Below are 17,488 nucleotides of genomic sequence, written 5' to 3'. Positions count from 1 at the left end.
TCGATCCCTGAACAAAAACCAGAGTTACGCACAAACCATCCACGTACTGTACAGGAGTTATGCATCATCCCTTCAGCACCTGGAGAAGAACGTGAATATCATGATTGATCTGCTGATCCTTGGTGCGTAGGTCTTCAATCGTACGTACCGCGTGCAGAACTGTTGTATGGTCACGACCCCCAAAGGATTCACCAATCATCTGGTAACTATGCGGTGTAACTTCTTTACAAAGCCACATAGCAACCTGACGAGGTCGGGCAATCATTCGGCTTCGTTTCTTGGAATATAGGTCACCAACCTTCAATTTATAGTAGTCAGCAACCATTTTCTGGATGTTTTCTACAGTAATTTGACGGTTATAGGCCCCAACAATATCTTTTAGGGCTTCTTTGGCGGTTTCCAGGGTTATTTCACGCCCATGAAACTGCGCAAAAGCCAGAACTCGGGTTAAAGCCCCCTCAAGTTCACGTACATTCGAGCGTAAATGCTTGGCAATAAAGAAAGCCACTTCATCCGCCAGCACTTTGCCTTCGGATTCTGCTTTCTTTTTAAGGATGGCGACCCGCATTTCCGTTTCCGGTGGCTCGATCTGTACGGTCAGCCCCCAGTCCAGACGCGTGATCAGGCGGTCTTCAAGGCCTTCAATCGCTTTCGGATACGTATCGCAGGTAATCACAATCTGCTTGCGGGCTTCTACTAAGGCATTAAATAAATAGAAAAACTCTTCTTGAGAGCGGTCTTTGCCCTTGAGGAATTGCACATCATCGAGCAGAAGCAGATCAATGGATCGATAGCTGCGTTTAAAACTATCAAAGGCTTTCTGCTGGTAGGCACGCACGACATCCGAGTAATAGTCTTCGGCATGAACGTAGCGCACCACTTTAGTTGGATCATGCGCCAGAACCGCATTGCCAATCGCATGAATCAGGTGAGTTTTACCCAGACCGGCACCGCCGTAAATAAATAGCGGGTTGTACGCACCGCCAGGTGATTCAGCTACATTCATACACGCTGCCCGGGCCAGTTCGTTGGCTTTACCAACCACCAGCTCATCAAACGTGAAATGTGGCATCAGCCGGGTGCCTTGACCATTGACTTTTCGACCAACGCTTGAAACAACCGCGGGTTCAGTCAGTGGTGCCGCCATGATAGGGCTAGCCTGTGGTGCATGAACCGGACGGTCGGTTGTGGATATTGTTGTTTGCGGAGCGGCAGACCTAGTTGGCACAGCATTTGCAATGGCTTGTGCTGCACCAATCGATAAATTGACCGTCACAGGTTCGCCGTAAAAACGTTCGGCGAGCTCCTGAAACGTACTGAGATAGTTGTCCCGAACCCACTTCAGAATAAAACGGTTCGGTGCAGCAATCGTGAGTTCAGTGGTGACATGATCACGGTCTGCAGCAAGCTGCAGCGGACGAATCCATGTGCTGAACTGCTGGGCAGGTAAGGTTTCCCCCAGCTTTTCAAGACAGTAGTTCCAGAATGGATTCATATTAACAACGAGATCAACGCCGAAAAGCGCGGTAGCGTGGGAAAAAAATAGAACGGCCGTTGCCGCGGTTTGTGCAACCTTTTAGGATACCTTAAGCCAGTCACTTTGTCCGGAGTTGGGCACCTCTGATTTGGACAGACAGGTTGATAATTCAGGAATAATGCTTGACAGACAAAGGGAAATTCCTGTTTAATCACGGGTTTTTCGCGGCACCGCTGCGATTCTTTGGCAATTTTCTGGATTCTGGGGAGCCCCCGTCATGAAACGTACTTATCAACCTTCCGTTGTTCGCCGTAAGCGTACCCACGGTTTCCTCGTTCGTTCGCGTACCCGTGGTGGTCGTGCCGTGATCGCTTCACGCCGCGCCAAGGGCCGTAAACGCCTGTCTGTCTAAGTGCCCGCGTCCGGTTTTTCCGGACGTAACCGTTTGAAACATGACTGGTTTCTATTCGGTTCGGAACAACGGTGATTTCATCCCGTTTTCGCTTTAGCAGGGCATCAAGGCTTCTTAAACCGTCGGAGTTCCAGACGGTCTTTGATGCCCGCAAAGCTTGCCGAGGTCAGTGGCTGACGATTCATCGCCATTTACCGAATGCGGCAACTACCTGTTGTTTAAATGATCAGGTAGATCCTCTGGAAACTGCAAATACTGCGAGCCGCTTGGGTCTAATCGTCGCCAAACGTTTGGTGGCGGCTTCCGCACGCCGGAATCTCATCCGTCGTATTCTGCGAGAGTATTTCAGGACCACACCCGCCATGTTTCCGCCCGGAGATTGGATCATTCGTCTGCATGAATCCCCGTTTCGGGTGCGAAAAGGCGAAGTAGCGCCGACACGCCTGCAGATTGTTACGGGATTGCGGCGGGATGTGACGCAACTAGTGAACCGTATCGCCGGTCAGATCGAACGGGAAAAACGGGAAAACACATCGTGAAACCCTATGGGCTTGAACGACTTATCGCCTTACCCGGTCTGTTGATCCGCCAGATACTGTTGGGTTTTATCCAGATCTATCGCTACGCCATCAGCCCGCTTCTGGGTCAGCGCTGCCGCTTTTATCCAAGTTGTTCAGCGTATGCCGCAGAAGCCCTGACGAAACACGGCGTTTTGAAAGGCCTGTGGCTTTCTACAAAAAGAGTGCTGCGTTGCCACCCATTCCACCCCGGTGGACACGACCCTGTGCCCTGAATCTGGTACCCTTGCATGCTTTCTGGCGTCTCTTTAGAGTCGCCCCGATTTTTTGAACCTTTTATCCGGCTGAACCATGGATTACCGTCGCTTATTTCTTACTCTGATTTTTACGATTTCTGCTTTCATGCTGTGGGAAGGCTGGAGTCAGCACAAGGCCGCCCAGAAGGCTGCCAATATGCCGGCCGCCGCCCAGGCGGCTGATGCACCGAGTGGTTCAGTCGATCTGCGCGCCAAGGATGGCAACGCCGTTCCGGCACGTGCTAATGGTAATGGTGCTTCGCTAACACAGACGGCTTCGGTCGCCAACGCCCCGACGGTGACTGTAAAAACCGATGAATACGTCGCCACCATCAGCCTGGCGGGCGCTTCGATTACAAGCCTGGAACTCATTAAGCATAAAGCCTGGGATGAACAGGGTCAGGTCGAGCTGTTCGGCAAAACCCACAAATACGCAGCGCAGTCGGGTCTGATCGGCGAGGGTTTGCCCAATCACAAAACCCTGTGGCGTCAGGTTTCAACAGCTACCGAACTGAAAGCAGGCCAAAATAGTCTGGACGTTGTCTTTGAAGCGGATGCCGCCAATGGCGGCAAAGTCACCAAAACGCTGACCTTCAAGCGAGGTGATTACGGCATTGATGTTTCATACAAGCTCAAGGGTGTTGCGGCTGACAAGGCCGATGCCTATTTCCAGCTGGTACGTGACGACAAGGCCCCGGCAGGAGACCCGAATATGGTGAGCGTTTTCACCGGTCCCGCCTTCTATACCGATGCCCAGAAATTTCAGAAAATTAGCTTTGGTGATATTGCCGATGGCAGCGCCAAATTTGAAAAAACCGCCGATAACGGCTGGGTCGCCATGATTCAGCACTACTTCGTTACCGCCTTCCTGCCGCCGGCCGGCATGCCGCGCGAGTTCTATACGCGCCAGGTGGAGCCGGGTGTTTTTGCAGCGGGTGTCATCGTGCCGATGCCAGCTGCTGACAATGGTGCCAGCGCATTGACCGTACCGCTTTATGCCGGCCCGCAGGAACACAGCACGCTGGAAAAAGTGGCACCGGGCTTTGATCTGGTGGTGGATTACGGTTGGCTGACCGTATTGGCCGCCCCGATTTTCTGGGTGCTGGAATGGCTCGAAGTGCTGACCGGCAACTGGGGTTGGGCCATTGTCATCATGACGATCATCCTCAAGCTCATCTTCTTCCCGCTGTCAGCGGCCAGCTACAAATCGATGGCCCGTATGCGTACCGTCACGCCGCGATTGATGGCGCTGAAAGAACGTTACGGTAACGACAAGCAGAAGCTGAACCAGGAAATGATGGATCTGTACCGCAAGGAAAAGATCAATCCGCTCGGTGGTTGTCTGCCGATTCTCGTACAGATTCCGGTGTTCATTGCCCTGTATTGGGTACTGCTCGGCGCCGTAGAAATGCGTAACGCACCATGGGTGGGCTGGATCCATGATCTGACCCAGCCGGATCCGTTCTACATTCTGCCAGCCATCATGATGGCCACCATGCTGCTACAGGTGAAGCTGAACCCGACCCCGCCGGATCCAGTGCAAGCCAAGATCATGTGGATCATGCCGCTCGGCTTCGGCATCATGTTCTTCTTCTTCCCGGCAGGCTTGGTGTTGTACTGGACGGTGAACAACATTCTGTCGATTGCTCAGCAGTGGGCCATCAACCGCAAGATCGACGCTGCCAAGCACAGCCATCGTTAATATGAAGACAGCCCCCATCGCGGCCATCGCCACGGCGCCGGGTCGTGGTGGTGTGGGCATCGTCCGATTGTCCGGTTCGGGGCTCGTGCTCTGGATCGAGGCGCTGACCGGTAAACCCCAGTCCGCCCAGTTTGGGCAACCCCGCGTTGCCACGTTCACCCCGTTTCTTGATGCAGATGGCCAGGTGCTGGATGAAGGCCTGCTGATTTATTTCGCGGGCCCGCATTCGTTTACGGGTGAAGATGTCATCGAACTGCAGGGTCACGGCGGCCCGGTGGTCATGCAGCTTTTGCTAGCCCGTTGCCTCGATCTGGGCGCGCGCCTGGCTGAGCCCGGCGAATTTACGCGCCGCGCTTTTATGAACGGCAAGCTTGATCTGGCTCAGGCAGAAGCCGTGGCCGATCTGATTAACGCATCGACAGCCACCGCTGCACGATCGGCCGTGCGTTCATTGCAAGGGGATTTTTCACGCACCATTGATGCGCTGATAGACCCGCTGATTGAGTTGCGAGCACTCACCGAAGCCACGCTGGATTTCCCGGAAGAAGAAGTCGACTTTCTCAAAAGCATTCAGGCCGAAGCCCGGTTAGGGAATATCCGCGAAGCACTCGCCCGGGTACAGGCTACCGCCAAACAAGGCAAGCTGCTGCAAGATGGTTTAACAGTCGTGCTGATCGGTCAGCCCAATGTGGGCAAATCGTCGCTGCTCAACGCTCTGGCTGGTGAAGACCTGGCCATTGTGACCCCCGTGGCCGGCACCACTCGCGATGTGGTGCGCGCTCATCTGCAGATTGAAGGTGTGCCGCTGCACGTGATCGATACCGCCGGGCTGCATGAAACCAGTGACGAAGTGGAGCGCCTGGGTATTGAGCGCACCTGGAAAGAAATCGAAAAAGCCGATGTGGCCGTGCTGCTCACCGATGCCCAGCACGGATTAACGACCGCCGAAGAGGCCATCATCGCGCGTCTGCCAGCGGGAACAACGCGCGTCTTGGTGCATAACAAAATTGATCTGGCGGCGGGTGCGGTCACTAACGCCGACGTGGTCGCCATCTCCGCTAAAACCGGAACGGGCATCGACCAACTGCGGGCACGCTTATTGCAAATTGCCGGCTGGCAACCGGGAGAGAGCTTGTTTATCGCCCGCGAACGCCATCTGCGCGCACTCAGTGAGGCTGCCGAACATCTGGCAACCGCTGCCGCTGCCTTGCCCGCGTTAGAAATTTTTGCCGAAGAACTGCGCCTTGCACACAAAGCCCTGCAAAGTATTACCGGTGAATACACGCCGGATGATTTGCTGGGCGCGATCTTCTCGAAATTCTGTATTGGTAAGTAAATCAATCATGGCCTGGATCATTACTAAATACCTAATCACCGCCGCCCTGGTGGTGCTGATTTCCGAAGTCGCCAAACGCAGCGATAAGCTGGGTGGTTTGGTTGCCGCATTGCCGATGGTGACTTTTCTGGCATTGATCTGGTTGTATGTAGAAAAGCAGCCCGCAGAAAAGATCTCGAATCACGCCTGGTATACCTTTTGGTACGTGGTGCCCACATTGCCAATGTTCCTGGCGTTTCCGTTTGTGTTTGATCGGTTCGGTTTCTGGCCGGCGATTGGTGCCTGCATCGGTATTACGATTGTGTGCTTTGTTGCGTTTGCGCTGATTGTTAAACAGTTCGGTATTGAATTGCTATAAAGTGTTTCCCTATGCCGTGCCTGGTCGGGAACGGCGGGATGATTAAGGAGCCACCATGCGTCGTTTAATTTTGAGTTTGTGCATTGTCAGCGGTGCCGCATTGGCTGGCCCGGATGACCCCTCCAAGTTTGATCCTACGGCATTAGGTGCGCAGAAGGCGGTGTATCAGTTCAATCTGGAACGTCCGGAAGATCTGAATCAGGCGCTGGGTTATATCAATAACCATCTGAACAGCCTGAAAGAATATGGCGATGTAAAGAATTCGCACTTGGTCGTTGTGGCGCACGGCAATGAACTGCATGCTTTTTCTAGGTTGAACCGTGCAGCGTATCCCGATTTGTATGACCGCTTGAAAGCGCTGACGGATCAGGGCGTGTCGTTCCGTATCTGCAAAAACGCGGCCGCTTTTCGTGGTTATAAGCCAACCGACTTTTATGATCAGGTGACGGTGGTGCCAGCCGCGATGACCGAATTACCCAAATGGGAAGCCAAGGGCTACAGCTATATCTCGGGTGGTGTGGTGAATCGGACCAAGCGTGCCGAGTTTCTGCAGAAACATCCGGAGGTTATGGATTGATAATGCCTTTGAGATTGCGTCATGTGATGGCGGCGCTAGCAGGCGCTTCGGTTCTGAACGGTTGTGCCCCTTCGCTCTTTCCGACAGAAATGCCGGTGACAGCATCGCAGTCGGATTTTGGGGGTGTGGCATCACTGGTGCCGTATCAGCCGCTGGTCGTGCGCTTACCGAGTAATCCAAGTACCGGTTACAGCTGGTCGTACACCGTGACGGGCGATGACGTGCTGCTGTTGGATACCATCACCGGTGAAGCGCCCGCTAAAGACGGCATGGTGGGTGTGCCGGGGCTGGAGGTGTGGTCGTTCCGCGCCAAGGGAACGGGGAAGGCAACGCTGACCTATGTGTACAGCCGTTCTTGGGAGAAAGGTGTTGCCCCCGCAAAGACCTTTACCCTGACGGTAGTGGTGAACCCGAGTAATTGATTTTAGAGAGTGTTTAGCCATTGCAACGCGCCCTGTCCTGCCTGGCGACCGGTGGCTAGGCAGGCGGTGAGCAGGTAACCCCCGGTGGGGGCTTCCCAGTCCAGCATTTCTCCGGCGACAAAGAGGCCGGGGTATTGCTTTACCATGAGGTGCTCATCCAGATTGTCGAAACAAACTCCGCCCGCGTTGCTGATGGCTTCTGCAATCGGTCGTGCGGCGTTTAGCTGGATGGGTAAGGCTTTGAGCGTTGTCGCCAGAGTGCGCAGCTCGGCGCATTGTTCTTTGCTGAGCACTTCATAAAGCAGGCCGGTTTTAACGCCGCTCAAACCCAACGCAGATTTCAGATAGCTGGACAGTGATTTTTTGCCGCGATGACACAGGGCATCGAGCACGTGTTCAGGGCTGTGGTTGGGGAGTAGATCGAGGGTGATCGTTGCGGCGCCGAGCGCATTGATGGTGTTACGCAATGGGCGCGATAGCGCATAAATCAGGCTACCTTCAATGCCGTGTTGGCTGATGAGGCATTCGCCGCTGCGCTCAAACGGTTGCCCCTCGTGATCGGTGAAGTGAACCCGCACGGATTTGAGCGGCTCACCCGCAAATGTGCTTTTTAAGTGTTCAGACCAAGCCACGTCAAAACCGCAGTTGGCGCTTTGTAGGGGCGAGACGGTGATGTCGCGTTCCTGTAGTAACGACACCCAGGCGCCATTGCTGCCAAGTTTGGGCCAGCTGGCACCGCCGAGCGCCAGTAGGGTGGCGTCCGGCCTCAGGGTAAGCGTGGTGCCGTTAGCATCGGTCATGTTGAGCGCACCGTCATCATGCCAACCCCGCCAGCGATGCCGTACATGAAAGCGCACGCCCTGCTGGCGTAGCCGATGTAACCAGGCTCGCAATAGCGGCGCTGCTTTCATTTCTTTAGGGAAGACGCGTCCGGAAGTACCAATAAAGGTTTCGATGCCGAGGTCGTTACACCAGCGGCAGAGATCATCCGGGGTGAATTGATCGAGACTGGTTTGTAGCCACGTACGCTCCGGGCCGAAACGGCTGGCGAAGCGATCAAAGCCCTCACTGTGCGTGATGTTGAGACCACCAATACCGGCCAGTAGAAACTTGCGGCCCACCGAGGGCATGGCATCGTACAGATCTACGGAGACGCCCGCTTTGCTCAGCATTTCGGCTGCCATAAGGCCGGCCGGGCCGCCGCCAATGATGGCAACGTGACGAGTAGGCTTTGCTGTGGCCAAAGCGGCGGCAGACGTGGGTAATGTCATGCCGCCATTTTACGCTGTACGGTAATCAGGCCGGTGCCGAGCTACGGATCAGGTAATCGAAAGCGCCAAGTGAAGCCTTGGCACCCTCGCCCATGGCGATAATAATCTGTTTGTACGGCACCGTGGTGCAGTCACCGGCGGCAAAGATACCGGTGGCGGATGTCTGGCCGTGGCTGTTGACCTCGATTTCGCCCATCTTCGAAAGGTCGAGTGTGCCTTTGAGCCAATCGGTATTGGGCAGCAAACCGATCTGCACGAAAATACCTTCGAGTTCGATACGGATGTCTTCACTGGTTTCGCGGTTCTTGTAGACGAGGCCGTTCACCTTGCTCCCGTCGCCCAGCACTTCCATGGTTTGCGCATTCTTCAGAATGACCACATTCGGCAGACTGGCCAGTTTGCGCTGGAGGACGGCATCAGCGCGCAGCTCGGCGCCAAATTCGATGAGGGTGACGTGACCGACAATGCCGGCCAGATCAATGGCCGCTTCAACGCCCGAGTTACCGCCGCCAACGACCGCGACACGCTTGCCCTTGAACAAGGGGCCGTCACAGTGCGGGCAGTAAGCTACGCCCTTACCCCGGTACTCCTGCTCGCCGGGTACGTTCAGCTCGCGCCAGCGGGCACCCGTCGAGATGATGACGCTCTTGGCCTTCAGCGTGGCACCACTCGCGGTACGAACTTCGGCGTAGCCCCCGGCTTCGGTGGCTGGGCTCAGCGATGCGGCACGTTGCAGGTTCATGATGTCCACATCGTAAGCTTTGACGTGTTGCTCCAGTTGGGCGACCAGCTTAGGCCCTTCGGTCTCCTGCACGGAGATGAAGTTTTCAATGCCGAGGGTGTCCATGACCTGGCCGCCGAAGCGTTCAGCCAGAATGCCGGTACGAATGCCCTTGCGGGCGGCATAAACGGCCGCGGCCGAGCCAGCCGGGCCACCACCGACGATGAGCACATCGTAGGGTGCCTGGGCGCTGATCTTCTCGGCTTCGCGGGCAGCGGCACCCGTATCAAGCTTGGCGAGAATTTCTTCGATGGTCATGCGACCGGCACCGAATTCTTCACCATTCATATAGACGGTGGGTACGGCCATGATCTGACGCGATTCGACGATGTCCTGGAACATGCCGCCATCAATCATGGTGTGCTGGACGCGTGGGTTGATGGCGGCCATGAGGTTGAGTGCCTGTACGACATCCGGGCAGTTGTGGCAGCTCAGCGAGATGAAGGTTTCGAACTTGTAATCGCCAGGCAGATTGCGGATCTGTTCGATCACGCTGGCATCCACTTTGGGCGGGTAACCACCCATCTGCAGCAGGGCCAGTACCAGCGAAGTAAATTCGTGGCCCATGGGCAGACCGGCAAAACGGGCCACGCCGCGTTCGCCCGGGTGATTAAGCGGAGCAACTCGGAACGATGGTTTGAATTCCGAATCATTGCTTTCAGTCACGTTGACCATATCCGACAAGGCAGCAATCTCGTTGACGAGTTCGCGCATCTGCTCGGAGTTGCCGCTGTTATCCAGCGAAGTCATCAGCTGGATCGGTTGTTCCAGGCGCTGGAGGTAGGCTTTAAGTTGTTCCTGAATGTTGGCGTCAAGCATGATGGTCTCCCGAATCAATAGGGGTGGTGCATGTAACGAGATAAGTGCATGGCAAAGCGGGGTCTTTTTTGAGACAAAAGAAAACCCGTTCGCCGCTTGGCGATGCAATCATCTATTGGGGTAGTACCCGGGGCTTTGGCCCCGGGTGTTTGCTGTTGCAGCGGTTGTTTAGATCTTACCGACCAGATCCAGCGACGGTGCCAGCGTCTTTTCGCCTTCCTTCCACTTGGCCGGGCACACTTCACCCGGGTGCGAGGCGGTGTACTGGGCAGCCTTCAGCTTGCGCAGCGTTTCGCCGACATCGCGAGCGATTTCGTTCGAATGAATTTCCAGCGTCTTGATGTGACCTTCCGGGTTGATGATGAAGGTGCCGCGCAGGGCCAGGCCTTCTTCCGGAATGTGGACGCCAAAGGCATTGGTCAGCTGGTGAGTCGGGTCGCCGATCAGCGGGAACTTGGCTTTGCCGACGGCCGGCGAAGTTTCGTGCCAGACTTTGTGCGAGAAGTGGGTATCGGTGGTGACAATGTAGACTTCTGCGCCAGCTTTCTGGAACTCGGCGTAGTGGTCTGCCGCATCTTCGATTTCGGTCGGGCAGTTAAAGGTAAAAGCGGCCGGCATGAAAATCAGCACGGACCATTTGCCCTTCAGGCTGGCTTCCGAGACTTCAATGAATTCACCCTTGCCGTTGCGATTAACGAAAGCCTGGGCCTTAAACGGTTGAACCTGAGTGTTGATCAACGACATGCTGTTGCTCCTGTTTGGTTTGGGAAGATGTGTGAAAGAGTGAATCTCTTATCGACAGTTCGCAGTGTACGGATGTTGTTTCTATAAATCCAATTGATTGTTACTAAACTTTCGTTAGCTAAAAACTATCGCTGTATGGGTGCCGATAAGGGGTACTCCGGTGGATATACTCAAGAATTCCTTGATAAATCAATAAAAAGCACAGCAAAAGCACAGTGCATTCGATAAAATTAGCACCCTTTTGTGTTGCGCAGATGAAGTTTTGCTGAAGCCACGCGGGCTTTATGCAGCAGATTTGATCTGGCGCAAGGTGACAGCGCTGTTGAAAGTTGTGGACTGATGGAATTTCCGGATCGTTTTGATGTGATTGTTGTGGGTGGCGGCCATGCCGGTACCGAAGCTGCGCTGGCGTCGGCCCGCACGGGTGCGCGCACGCTGCTGTTAACGCACAGCATGGAAACGCTGGGCGTGATGAGTTGTAACCCATCGATCGGTGGCATCGGCAAAGGCCATTTGGTAAAAGAAGTGGATGCCCTGGGCGGCGCCATGGCAGCCGCAACCGATGAAGCCGGGATCCAGTTCCGTATTCTCAATGCCTCCAAGGGCCCGGCGGTACGGGCAACGCGTGCCCAGGCTGACCGCGTTCTTTATAAGCAGGCCATTCGCCGCCGCCTGGAAAACCAGCCGAACCTGACGATTTTTGCCCAGGCCTGTGACGACCTGATTATGGATGGCGACCGCGTGGCGGGTGCCGTGACCCAACTGGGTGTGCGCTTCCATGCCGATGCGGTGGTACTGACGGCCGGCACGTTCCTGAATGGCTTGATCCATGTCGGGCTGAATAACTATTCGGGTGGGCGCATGGGCGACCCCCCTTCGGTGTCATTGGCCGCCCGCTTGCGTGAACTCAAGCTACCGCAAGGCCGCCTGAAAACCGGGACGCCGCCGCGCCTGGATGGCAAGAGCATCGACTTTTCAGTGATGCAGACCCAGCATTCGGACGACCCGATGCCGGTGTTTTCGTTCCTTGGCAACGCCGCACAGCACCCGCAGCAGTTGCCATGCTGGATTACCGACACCAACGAGCGTACGCACGAGATTATCCGTAACAACCTCGACCGCTCGCCGATGTATACCGGCGTGATCGAGGGTGTGGGCCCACGTTACTGCCCGTCGATCGAAGACAAGATTCACCGCTTTGCCGATAAGGCCAGCCATCATGTGTTTCTGGAGCCGGAAGGCCTGGATACGCACGAGATTTATCCGAACGGGATCTCCACGTCCCTGCCCTTTGATGTGCAGCTGCAGATCGTGCGCTCCATCCGCGGCATGGAACAGTGCCACATCCTGCGTCCGGGCTATGCCATTGAGTACGATTACTTTGACCCGCGCGGTTTGAAGTCGTCGCTGGAAACCAAGGCCATTAACGGTTTGTTCTTCGCCGGGCAGATTAATGGCACCACGGGTTATGAAGAAGCCGCGGCGCAGGGTTTGCTCGCCGGGCTGAATGCCGCGCGCCTGACGCGGGGCGAAGCGGCCTGGCACCCGCGCCGTGATGAATCGTATCTAGGGGTGCTGGTCGATGACCTGATCACCCGCGGGGTGAGCGAGCCGTACCGTATGTTCACCAGCCGCGCCGAGTTCCGTTTGAGCCTGCGTGAAGACAATGCCGACTTGCGTTTGACCGAAATTGGTCGCGATATGGGGTTGGTGGATGATGTGCGTTGGGCGGCGTTCTGCGCCAAACGTGACGCGATTGAGCAAGAACAGCAGCGATTGCGCGCCCTTCGTGTTAATCCGGCTAAGATTGACGCTGAGGCAGTCGCTAAAGTGCTGGGTAAACCGCTGGAGCGTGAAACCACCATGTTCGAGCTGCTGCGTCGTCCGGACACAACGTATGCGCAGTTGCTGCAGTTGGCCGCCGGCACGGGGCTGGCCGAGGCGGTGGCTTTGTCGGCCGAGGTGATCGAGCAGGTGGAGATTCAGGCCAAGTATCAGGGCTATATTGATCGCCAGCGCGATGAAGTGGCGCGCCAAGCCACGTATGAAAACCTGGCGTTGCCAGAAACCCTCGATTACACCGAGGTGATTGGTTTGTCGCGTGAGGTGTGCCAGAAGCTGCAAACGCAGCGACCGCAAACCTTGGGACAAGCGGCGCGTATCCAGGGCATTACACCGGCCGCCATTGGGCTGTTGCTGGTGCACCTGAAACGCATGGGTGTGGCGCTGGGGGCGGTGCTGTGAGCCAGGCGGCGAACGGACGTGCGGAAGAGCGTGTCCTGCTGCTGGCGCGGGCGCCGGAGATGGGGGTATCGCTGACCGAAGCGCAGGCCGACAAGCTGCTGGATTATCTGGATTTGCTTCAGAAGTGGAATAAGGCGTATAACCTGACGGCGGTGCGCGAGCGTTCGGCCATGCTGACGCAGCACTTGCTCGATTCGCTTTCGATAGTGCCGCATTTGCCGCCCGGCGATTTGCTGGATGTAGGCAGTGGCGGCGGCTTGCCGGGGATTCCGCTGGCCATTTTGCAGCCTGAGCGCTCAATCACCTTGATTGATACCGTGGGCAAGAAGGTGGCGTTTCTCAAGCAGGCCTCGATTTCGCTGGGCCTCAAGAACCTGGTGGCGGTATCGGATCGTATCGAAAGCTGGGTGCCACCGGCGACGCATGCGGTGGGTTTTGACCTGGTCACTGCCCGCGCCTATGCGACCTTGAGCACGCTGGTGGGGCAGACGCGGCGTCTTTTGGCAAAAAATGGGGGGTGGTTTGCCATGAAAGGTGTCTTTCCGGACGCCGAAATGGCAGAATTACCGTCTGATATCGTGGTGAAAGCAGTGATTCCGCTGCAAGTGCCCGAACTGGGCGCGGAAAGACACCTCGTTTTGCTGGTGCCGGCCGCTGCCGATACAGCAGTTTAATTGATGGCTTTACAAAGGCGCAGCATGCGTATTCTGGCGATTACCAATCAAAAAGGCGGTGTGGGCAAGACCACGTCCGCTGTGAATCTGAGCGCGGCCCTGGCCAAGCGCGGGCAGCGGGTGCTGCTGATTGATCTGGATCCGCAGGGCAATGCCACCACGGGTTGCGGTATCGCCAAGTCGGATGAGCTGCCCACCGTTTACGAACTGCTGCTCGGTGATACCACGCTGGCGCAGGCCATTCAGAAGACTGCCTACGGTTTCGACATTCTGTCGGCCAATCGCGATCTGGCGGGTGCCGAAATTGAACTGATTGAGCTGGATGGTCGTGATCAGAAGCTCAAAGAAGCACTGGCCACGGTGTCTGATCGCTATGACTACGTGCTGATTGATTGTCCGCCAGCGTTGAACATGCTGACGGTCAACGCGCTGGTGGCCTCGCAGTCGGTGATGATTCCGATGCAGTGTGAATACTATGCGCTGGAAGGCTTGTCGGATCTGGTGGAAACACTGCGTAAAGTGCGTGGCAATCTGAACCCCGCCCTGGAAATCGAAGGGCTGCTGCGCACGATGTACAACGCACAGAACACGCTGACGCAACAGGTTTCGGAAGAGCTGACCAGCCACTTCGGCGACAAAGTGTACGAAACGATTATTCCGCGTAATGTCCGTCTGGCGGAGGCGCCGTCTCATGGCAAGCCGGCCACGGCCTATGATCCCGCGTCCAAAGGTGCGCAGGCGTACATGGCGTTGGCAGATGAACTGCTGGCGCGTCATGGCAAAGCCGCCGCTTAAGAACAAGACTATGAACGCAAAGAAACAATCCCGCGGCCTCGGTCGCGGTCTGGACGCCCTGCTGGGCGGTACCAAGACGGCCTCGCCTACAGAGGTTGCTGCAACGTCAGCCAAGACGGATGTGCCGAGCAAGTTGCCGGTCACGGACCTGCAGCCGGGTAAGTATCAACCGCGCACCCGCATGGATGAGGCCAGTCTGAATGAACTGGCGTCGTCGATTGCAGCGCAGGGGCTGGTGCAGCCAATCATCGTGCGCCCGCTCGGTGCCGGGGCATCGACGCCGTACGAAATTATTGCCGGCGAACGCCGTTGGCGTGCCTCGCAGATTGCCGGTCTGAAAGAAGTGCCCGTACATGTGCACTTCATTGCAGACGAAGCGGCGCTGGCGATGGCGCTGATCGAAAATATCCAGCGCGAAGATCTCAATCCGCTGGAAGAGGCGCAGGGTCTGCGTCGTCTGATTGAAGAATTCAATCTCACGCATCAGGAAGCCGCGGAAGCGGTAGGGCGTTCGCGCTCTGCCGCATCGAATCTGCTGCGATTGCTGGACCTGGCCAACCCGGTACAGGATCTGCTGATGCATGGCCGGATTGATATGGGGCATGCGCGGGCGTTACTGGCATTGTCTGGTGGCGACCAGGTGGCGGTTGCGCAACATGTGGTCCTCAAGGGGCTGTCGGTGCGTGAAACCGAAGAGCTGGTGCGTCGTCGGCAAGCGGATAAAACAGCCGTGAAACCCTCGGCTGGCGCGGCCAAGGTGGAAAATGCCGACGTCACGCGTTTGAGCGAACGGCTCGCTGACAACCTGGGGGCGGCGGTCAAAATCGCCGCCAACAAGCGGGGTGCCGGCAAGATTACAATCAGCTTTGAGAGCCTTGATCAGCTTGATGGGTTGATTGAGCGTTTTTTTGATTGACGGCGGCGCAAGCTCGCCGTATAGTGACGGGGTTTGAAGGCGCCTTGTTTGGCACAGCACACAACGCGATGAGGTAATGGTGTTTAGAGTAATACGCCTGCAACTGATCGCAATAATCATAGCTGTGATACTGGCAGGGTTGCTTGCGGGGGGGCGTGGCAGTATTTCTGCTGCGATCGGAGGCGGGGCGGTTCTGATGCCTAACTTTCTGTTCGCGCTGAGATTGATGGCGGCGTCAGCAGGTCGTGCAAGTGTGGCGACTGCTGCAACGTTCATCGTCTACGAATTCCTCAAGCTTGCCCTCACACTGATTTTGTTGGCGGTTGCCATCGTGCTGTATACGGACCTCAGCTGGCCCAGTATGCTGCTCAGTATGGTGATCACCTTGCAGGTAAATTTTTTAGCATTGGCGAAAAGAACCTGAGATGGCGACTGAAAACGTAGCGAACGCAGCGGCCCATAGCGGCCCAACCCAGGGTGAATATATTGTTCACCACCTGACCCACCTGAACACCACAGGTGAGGCCCAGAAGGCAATTGTCGACTGGTCCGTGATCAACCTGGATTCCTTCATCTTTTCAACCCTGCTGGGTATTCTGGCGGTGGGTCTGCTGGCGTTTGTGGCGCAGCGTGCCACAGCCGGTGTGCCGGGTCGTCTGCAAGCGACCATTGAAGTATTGGTTGAGATGGTGGCTGATCAGGCCAAAGGCATTATTCACGACGCCAAATCACGCCTCTTTGTGGCGCCGCTGGCGTTGACCGTGTTTGTCTGGATCTTCTTCCTGAACGCGATGGACCTGCTGCCGCTGGATCTGTTCCCGAAGATCTGGTCGAGCTACTACGAAGCGACCGGTCACGACCCGCACCACGCATTCCTGCGTATTGTGCCGTCGGCTGACCTGAACATCACGCTGGCCATGGCGCTGGGTGTGCTGATCGTCTGCTTGTACTACAACGTCAAGATCAAGGGCATCGGTGGCTGGGTGCACGAGCTGTTTGCCGCCCCGTTCGGTTCTCATCCTGCGCTGGCACCGATCAACTTCCTGATGCAGATGATCGAGTTCGCAGCAAAAACAATTTCTCACGGTATGCGGTTGTTCGGTAACATGTATGCCGGTGAGCTGGTCTTCATGCTGATCGCCCTGATGGGTGCTTCGTGGGCCGGTATGCATTCGTTGTCGGGTGGCCTGCTGTTTGCTGGTCACGTGATTGCTGGTTCCATCTGGGCCATCTTCCACATCCTGATCATTGCCCTGCAGGCATTCATCTTCATGATGCTGACGCTGGTCTATGTTGGTCAGGCGCACGAATCGCACTAAGTTTCTTAGTTTGTTGTTGTAGTCCCTTTAGTTTCTCTTAACCCTGCTGTTCTTATCCCTTTCAAGGAGTCGTCATGGAACAAATCCTCGGTCTAGTTGCTCTGGCTTCCGGCCTCATCATCGGTCTCGGCGCTATCGGTGCCTGTATCGGTATCGGTATCATGGGTTCGAAGTACCTCGAAGCTTCGGCACGTCAGCCTGAGCTGATGAACGAACTGCAAACCAAGATGTTCCTGCTGGCCGGCCTGATCGATGCTGCATTCCTGATCGGCGTTGGTATCGCGATGATGTTCGCATTCGCAAACCCGTTCGTGCTGAAGTAATCCTGAACAACCTTTTTCAGGAGGGCACGTAGCGTGAACTTAAACGCAACATTATTCGCCCAGCTCATCGTCTTCTTCATTCTCGTATGGTTCACGATGAAATTCGTGTGGCCACCGATTACGAAGGCGCTGGATGAACGTGCGAAAAAAATCGCTGACGGCTTGGCCGCAGCAGAACGTGGCAAGCATGAGTTAGAGCTCGCCAGCAAGCGTTCGGCTGAGGTCGTCCGTGAAGGCAAAGAAAAGTCGGCTGATGTACTGGCAAGTGCTGAAAAGCGCGCTGTCCAGATCATCGAAGATGCCAAGGCCCAGGCCAAGGTTGAAGCTGATCGTATCGTGGCAGCTGCCCGCGCTGATGTCGAACAAGAAGTCGTTCGTGCTCGCGAACAGCTTCGTGAACAAGTCGCTGCGCTGGCTGTAGCGGGTGCCGAAAAGATTCTCCGCAAGGAAATCAATGCCGGTGCTCATGCAGAAATCCTGGTTGCCATCAAGCAAGGTCTGTAA

The 17,488-nt window shown here is 56.0% G+C and carries 20 protein-coding genes; 16 read left to right on the top strand and 4 right to left on the bottom strand.

Annotated elements, in window-relative coordinates; genetic code table 11:
- Positions 1-64 precede the first annotated feature (64 nt).
- Positions 65-1,495, bottom strand: a complete 1,431-nt coding sequence (gene dnaA, locus AC3GOJ_RS01335; RefSeq protein WP_488235647.1) for a chromosomal replication initiator protein DnaA — start codon at positions 1,493-1,495, stop codon at positions 65-67.
- 259 nt (positions 1,496-1,754) lie between these two features.
- Here dnaA and rpmH point away from each other — a divergent pair, with 259 nt between their 5' ends.
- From rpmH to AC3GOJ_RS01295, 8 genes are all read left to right on the top strand, one after another.
- The gene (rpmH, locus tag AC3GOJ_RS01330) at positions 1,755-1,889 is read left to right on the top strand and encodes a 50S ribosomal protein L34 (RefSeq protein ID WP_488235646.1); all 135 of its coding nucleotides are present in this window, start codon (positions 1,755-1,757) and stop codon (positions 1,887-1,889) included.
- Between the two features lie 71 nt (positions 1,890-1,960).
- A complete protein-coding gene (locus tag AC3GOJ_RS01325) occupies positions 1,961-2,428 on the top strand; it encodes a ribonuclease P protein component (RefSeq protein ID WP_488235645.1) in 468 nt (155 codons plus the stop codon).
- Positions 2,425-2,682, top strand: coding sequence for a membrane protein insertion efficiency factor YidD (gene yidD / locus AC3GOJ_RS01320; RefSeq protein WP_488235644.1), 258 nt, complete (start codon positions 2,425-2,427; stop codon positions 2,680-2,682). The genes AC3GOJ_RS01325 and yidD overlap by 4 nt, the downstream gene beginning before the upstream one ends.
- Positions 2,683-2,758: 76 nt before the next feature.
- Entirely contained in the window at positions 2,759-4,405 is a 1,647-nt protein-coding gene (gene yidC, locus AC3GOJ_RS01315; RefSeq protein WP_488235643.1) for a membrane protein insertase YidC, read from the top strand.
- A 1-nt stretch (position 4,406) separates the two neighbouring features.
- Entirely contained in the window at positions 4,407-5,741 is a 1,335-nt protein-coding gene (gene mnmE / locus AC3GOJ_RS01310) for a tRNA uridine-5-carboxymethylaminomethyl(34) synthesis GTPase MnmE (RefSeq protein WP_488235642.1), read from the top strand.
- Positions 5,742-5,748: 7 nt separating this feature from the next.
- Positions 5,749-6,099 carry a DUF3147 family protein gene (locus tag AC3GOJ_RS01305; RefSeq protein ID WP_488235641.1) on the top strand — a complete coding sequence of 117 codons (351 nt, stop codon included), beginning with the start codon at positions 5,749-5,751 and terminating at the stop codon, positions 6,097-6,099.
- Positions 6,100-6,154: 55 nt separating this feature from the next.
- Complete coding sequence (locus tag AC3GOJ_RS01300) at positions 6,155-6,676, top strand: DsrE family protein (protein ID WP_488235640.1); 522 nt, start codon at positions 6,155-6,157, stop codon at positions 6,674-6,676.
- 2 nt (positions 6,677-6,678) lie between these two features.
- A complete protein-coding gene (locus AC3GOJ_RS01295; protein ID WP_488235639.1) occupies positions 6,679-7,098 on the top strand; it encodes a protease inhibitor I42 family protein in 420 nt (139 codons plus the stop codon).
- 2 nt (positions 7,099-7,100) lie between these two features.
- Here AC3GOJ_RS01295 and AC3GOJ_RS01290 read toward each other — a convergent pair whose 3' ends face one another.
- The 3 genes from AC3GOJ_RS01290 to ahpC all read right to left on the bottom strand — a co-directional run bounded on the left by AC3GOJ_RS01290 (position 7,101) and on the right by ahpC (position 10,713).
- Entirely contained in the window at positions 7,101-8,369 is a 1,269-nt protein-coding gene (locus tag AC3GOJ_RS01290) for a TIGR03862 family flavoprotein (RefSeq protein ID WP_488235638.1), read from the bottom strand.
- Positions 8,370-8,394: 25 nt separating this feature from the next.
- On the bottom strand, positions 8,395-9,969 hold the full coding sequence (gene ahpF, locus AC3GOJ_RS01285; RefSeq protein WP_488235637.1) for an alkyl hydroperoxide reductase subunit F: 1,575 nt from the start codon (positions 9,967-9,969) through the stop codon (positions 8,395-8,397).
- A gap of 168 nt (positions 9,970-10,137) precedes the next feature.
- A complete protein-coding gene (gene ahpC, locus AC3GOJ_RS01280; protein WP_488235636.1) occupies positions 10,138-10,713 on the bottom strand; it encodes an alkyl hydroperoxide reductase subunit C in 576 nt (191 codons plus the stop codon).
- Between the two features lie 339 nt (positions 10,714-11,052).
- Between ahpC and mnmG the strand changes: the two genes are divergently transcribed.
- The 8 genes from mnmG (at position 11,053) to AC3GOJ_RS01240 (ending at position 17,488) form a co-directional block, all read left to right on the top strand.
- Entirely contained in the window at positions 11,053-12,957 is a 1,905-nt protein-coding gene (gene mnmG, locus AC3GOJ_RS01275; RefSeq protein WP_488235635.1) for a tRNA uridine-5-carboxymethylaminomethyl(34) synthesis enzyme MnmG, read from the top strand.
- Positions 12,954-13,631, top strand: a complete 678-nt coding sequence (gene rsmG / locus AC3GOJ_RS01270) for a 16S rRNA (guanine(527)-N(7))-methyltransferase RsmG (RefSeq protein WP_488235634.1) — start codon at positions 12,954-12,956, stop codon at positions 13,629-13,631. Before mnmG ends, rsmG begins: the two co-directional genes overlap by 4 nt.
- Before the next feature lie 3 nt (positions 13,632-13,634).
- The gene (locus AC3GOJ_RS01265) at positions 13,635-14,426 is read left to right on the top strand and encodes a ParA family protein (protein ID WP_488235633.1); all 792 of its coding nucleotides are present in this window, start codon (positions 13,635-13,637) and stop codon (positions 14,424-14,426) included.
- Between the two features lie 10 nt (positions 14,427-14,436).
- Entirely contained in the window at positions 14,437-15,342 is a 906-nt protein-coding gene (locus AC3GOJ_RS01260) for a ParB/RepB/Spo0J family partition protein (RefSeq protein ID WP_488235632.1), read from the top strand.
- Between the two features lie 76 nt (positions 15,343-15,418).
- The gene (locus AC3GOJ_RS01255; RefSeq protein WP_488235631.1) at positions 15,419-15,766 is read left to right on the top strand and encodes an ATP synthase subunit I; all 348 of its coding nucleotides are present in this window, start codon (positions 15,419-15,421) and stop codon (positions 15,764-15,766) included.
- Between the two features lies 1 nt (position 15,767).
- On the top strand, positions 15,768-16,661 hold the full coding sequence (gene atpB / locus AC3GOJ_RS01250) for a F0F1 ATP synthase subunit A (RefSeq protein ID WP_488235630.1): 894 nt from the start codon (positions 15,768-15,770) through the stop codon (positions 16,659-16,661).
- 74 nt (positions 16,662-16,735) lie between these two features.
- The gene (gene atpE / locus AC3GOJ_RS01245; protein WP_162048816.1) at positions 16,736-16,984 is read left to right on the top strand and encodes a F0F1 ATP synthase subunit C; all 249 of its coding nucleotides are present in this window, start codon (positions 16,736-16,738) and stop codon (positions 16,982-16,984) included.
- Between the two features lie 33 nt (positions 16,985-17,017).
- Positions 17,018-17,488, top strand: coding sequence for a F0F1 ATP synthase subunit B (locus AC3GOJ_RS01240; protein ID WP_488235629.1), 471 nt, complete (start codon positions 17,018-17,020; stop codon positions 17,486-17,488).

It is taken from the genome of Fluviibacter sp., from assembly GCF_057744235.1.
This window is presented reverse-complemented; position numbering and strand designations above follow the sequence as displayed.

What these genes read in the sequence shown, in the direction of transcription:
- dnaA (WP_488235647.1), bottom strand. Translation starts at nt 1,495, where the DNA reads ATGAATCCATTCTGGAACTACTGTCTTGAAAAGCTGGGGGAAACCTTA.
- rpmH (WP_488235646.1), top strand. Translation starts at nt 1,755, where the DNA reads ATGAAACGTACTTATCAACCTTCCGTTGTTCGCCGTAAGCGTACCCAC.
- yidC (WP_488235643.1), top strand. Translation starts at nt 2,759, where the DNA reads ATGGATTACCGTCGCTTATTTCTTACTCTGATTTTTACGATTTCTGCT.
- mnmE (WP_488235642.1), top strand. Translation starts at nt 4,407, where the DNA reads ATGAAGACAGCCCCCATCGCGGCCATCGCCACGGCGCCGGGTCGTGGT.
- AC3GOJ_RS01305 (WP_488235641.1), top strand. Translation starts at nt 5,749, where the DNA reads ATGGCCTGGATCATTACTAAATACCTAATCACCGCCGCCCTGGTGGTG.
- AC3GOJ_RS01300 (WP_488235640.1), top strand. Translation starts at nt 6,155, where the DNA reads ATGCGTCGTTTAATTTTGAGTTTGTGCATTGTCAGCGGTGCCGCATTG.
- AC3GOJ_RS01295 (WP_488235639.1), top strand. Translation starts at nt 6,679, where the DNA reads ATGCCTTTGAGATTGCGTCATGTGATGGCGGCGCTAGCAGGCGCTTCG.
- AC3GOJ_RS01290 (WP_488235638.1), bottom strand. Translation starts at nt 8,369, where the DNA reads ATGACATTACCCACGTCTGCCGCCGCTTTGGCCACAGCAAAGCCTACT.
- ahpF (WP_488235637.1), bottom strand. Translation starts at nt 9,969, where the DNA reads ATGCTTGACGCCAACATTCAGGAACAACTTAAAGCCTACCTCCAGCGC.
- ahpC (WP_488235636.1), bottom strand. Translation starts at nt 10,713, where the DNA reads ATGTCGTTGATCAACACTCAGGTTCAACCGTTTAAGGCCCAGGCTTTC.
- mnmG (WP_488235635.1), top strand. Translation starts at nt 11,053, where the DNA reads ATGGAATTTCCGGATCGTTTTGATGTGATTGTTGTGGGTGGCGGCCAT.
- AC3GOJ_RS01265 (WP_488235633.1), top strand. Translation starts at nt 13,635, where the DNA reads ATGGCTTTACAAAGGCGCAGCATGCGTATTCTGGCGATTACCAATCAA.
- AC3GOJ_RS01260 (WP_488235632.1), top strand. Translation starts at nt 14,437, where the DNA reads ATGAACGCAAAGAAACAATCCCGCGGCCTCGGTCGCGGTCTGGACGCC.
- AC3GOJ_RS01255 (WP_488235631.1), top strand. Translation starts at nt 15,419, where the DNA reads ATGGTGTTTAGAGTAATACGCCTGCAACTGATCGCAATAATCATAGCT.
- atpB (WP_488235630.1), top strand. Translation starts at nt 15,768, where the DNA reads ATGGCGACTGAAAACGTAGCGAACGCAGCGGCCCATAGCGGCCCAACC.
- atpE (WP_162048816.1), top strand. Translation starts at nt 16,736, where the DNA reads ATGGAACAAATCCTCGGTCTAGTTGCTCTGGCTTCCGGCCTCATCATC.